At 73.2% G+C, this 2,511-nt stretch carries 2 protein-coding genes; both read left to right on the top strand.

Annotated features, from left to right (window positions below; genetic code table 11):
• Window position 1: 1 nt before the first annotated feature.
• Window positions 2–880, top strand: a complete 879-nt coding sequence (locus FV242_RS33570) for an NAD(P)-dependent oxidoreductase (RefSeq protein ID WP_147941976.1) — start codon at window positions 2–4, stop codon at window positions 878–880.
• Window positions 880–2,418: an aldehyde dehydrogenase family protein gene (locus FV242_RS33565; protein WP_147941975.1), complete on the top strand. Its 1,539-nt coding sequence runs from the start codon at window positions 880–882 to the stop codon at window positions 2,416–2,418. The genes FV242_RS33570 and FV242_RS33565 overlap by 1 nt, the downstream gene beginning before the upstream one ends.
• Window positions 2,419–2,511: the final 93 nt, after the last annotated feature.

The following is a 2,511-nucleotide window of genomic DNA, read 5'->3' as shown; positions in this document are numbered from 1 at the left end:
CATTGAGACGATAGGTGTCGTCGGGCTCGGCAATATGGGTCTCGGCATGGCGGCGACCTTGGCGCGCAAGGGCTTCGCGGTCATCGGCTACGACATCAGCGACGCCCGGCGCGCCGCCGTCGAGGCGGCCGGCGTCTCGTTCGTCCCGGACCTGACCGACGTCCTGCGTCGCGCGCATGCCCTGGTCTTCTCGCTTCCCCTGGCCCGCGATGTCGAGGCCGTGGTCACGGCGGAAGGCGGCCTGCTGTCCCGGACCGACCGGAAGGTCGTCGTCGTCGATACCTCCACCTCGGATCCCGGCACCACGCGGCGGCTGGCGGCGCGCCTCGCCGAGGCCGGCCATGCCCTGCTCGACGCGCCGGTGAGCGGAGGCCCCTCGGGGGCCGCCGAAGGCACGCTGACGATGATGGTCGGCGGCTCGGAGGCCGACTACGCCCTGGCCGAGCCGGTGCTCTCGGCGATGTCGGCCCGCGCCCCGCATGTCGGGCCGTCCGGCGCCGGAAACATCGTCAAGCTCGTGAACAACCTGCTGGTCGCCGCCCACCTCGTGACCACGGGCGAGGCGATGCGCCTGTCCGAGGCGGCCGGCCTGTCGGCCGAGGAGGCGATCAAGGTCGTCAACACCGCCACCGGGCGCAGCGCGATCAGCGAGGTGATGGTTCCCCGCTGGATCCTGTCGAACACCTTCGACAGCGGCTTTTCCGCGGGGCTGATGCGCAAGGACGTGCGCCTCGCCATGGCGCTGGCCGCCGAGAGCGGCGCCGACCTGCCGCTGTCCGCCCATGTCGCGCAGATCTGGGGGACCACCCGCGACGCCATCCCGGACGCCGCGGACTTCACCCGCATGGCCGATTACCGCAACTCGAACGGAGCCAACTGATGTCGACCAGCGTGCACGGCGATGCGGCGCAGCGCATCCGGGACCTCCTGTCCGCCCTTTCCCTGGGCGACCGCATCGGCAGCGTCGTGTCCGGCGAGATCCTCGTGGGAACGGGGGAAACCCTCGACCTCGTGAACCCGGCGGACGGCCGGGTGGTGGCGAGCTTTGCGGATGCCGGCGCGTCCGTCGTGGATGCCGCCATGGCGGCGGCCCGGCCCGCCCAGCGGACCTGGTGGGGCATGACGGCGGCGGCCCGCGGCCGGGCGATGTGGGCGGTGGCCGCCCTGATCCGGCACAACGCCGACGCGTTGGCCGAGCTGGAGACCCTGTCGGCCGGCAAGCCGATCCGCGACACGCGCGGCGAGGTCGGCAAGGTCGCGGAGATGTTCGAATATTACGCCGGCTGGTGCGACAAGCTGCACGGCGAGGTCATCCCGGTCCCGACCTCGCACCTGAACTACACCCGCGCCGAGCCGTTCGGCACCGTGGTGCAGATCACGCCGTGGAACGCCCCGATCTTCACCGCCGGCTGGCAGATCGCCCCGGCGCTGTGCGCCGGCAACGCGGTGGTGCTGAAGCCCTCCGAGCTGACGCCGCTGACCTCCCTGGCGCTCGGGATGCTGTGCGACCGGGCCGAGGGGATCCCGCGCGGCCTGGTCTCGGTGCTGGCAGGCGCGGGCCCGACCACCGGGGCGGCGGCCGTCGCCCATGCCGACACGCGGCTGGTGGTCTTCGTGGGCTCCGCCGAGGCCGGGGCGCAGATTGCGGCCGCGGCAGCGCGCAACATCGTGCCGAGCGTGCTCGAGCTCGGTGGCAAGTCGGCCAACATCGTGTTCGCCGATGCCGACCTCGATCGTGCCCTGGTGGGCGCGCAGGCGGCGATCTTCGGCGGCGCCGGGCAGAGCTGCGTGGCCGGCTCGCGCCTCCTCGTCCACCGGTCGGTGCACGCCGATTTCGTGGCGCGGCTGTCCTACGCCGCCGGCCGCATCCCGGTGGGCGCGCCCACCGACCCGACGACCCAGATCGGCCCGATCAACAACCGGCGGCAACGCGACAAGATCGCCGCGATGGTGGGCCAGGCCGTGGATGCCGGCGCCCGCATCGCCGCGGGCGGCGCCTGTCCGGCCAACCTGCGGGACACCGGCGGCTTCTACTTCGGTCCGACGGTGATCGACGGCGTGACGCCCGATGCGGCGATCGCCCGGGACGAGGTGTTCGGCCCGGTCCTGACCGTCCTGCCGTTCGAGACCGAGGACGAGGCGGTCGCGATCGCCAACGCCACGCCGTACGGCCTCGCCGGCGCGGTCTGGACGAACGATGTCGGCCGCGCCCACCGGGTCGCCGCCGCCGTCAGGGCCGGGACCTTCTGGGTCAACGGCTACAAGACGATCAACGTCGCCTCGCCCTTCGGCGGGTTCGGCCGCTCCGGCTTCGGCAGGTCCTCCGGGCGCGAGGCGCTGATGGCCTACACCCAGACCAAGAGCGTGTGGGTCGAGACCGCAGCCCAACCCGGCGTCGCCTTCGGCTACGTCGGCTGAGCCGGGTGGGCTGAACCGGACGGCGCCCGCCCGAACGGGCCGCCGCCACACGGACGCCCTCGACGCCCCGCGGGCCCACGACCAGGTCCGCGG

The organism is Methylobacterium sp. WL64 (assembly GCF_008039945.1).
Classification (GTDB): domain Bacteria; phylum Pseudomonadota; class Alphaproteobacteria; order Rhizobiales; family Beijerinckiaceae; genus Methylobacterium.
This window is presented reverse-complemented; position numbering and strand designations above follow the sequence as displayed.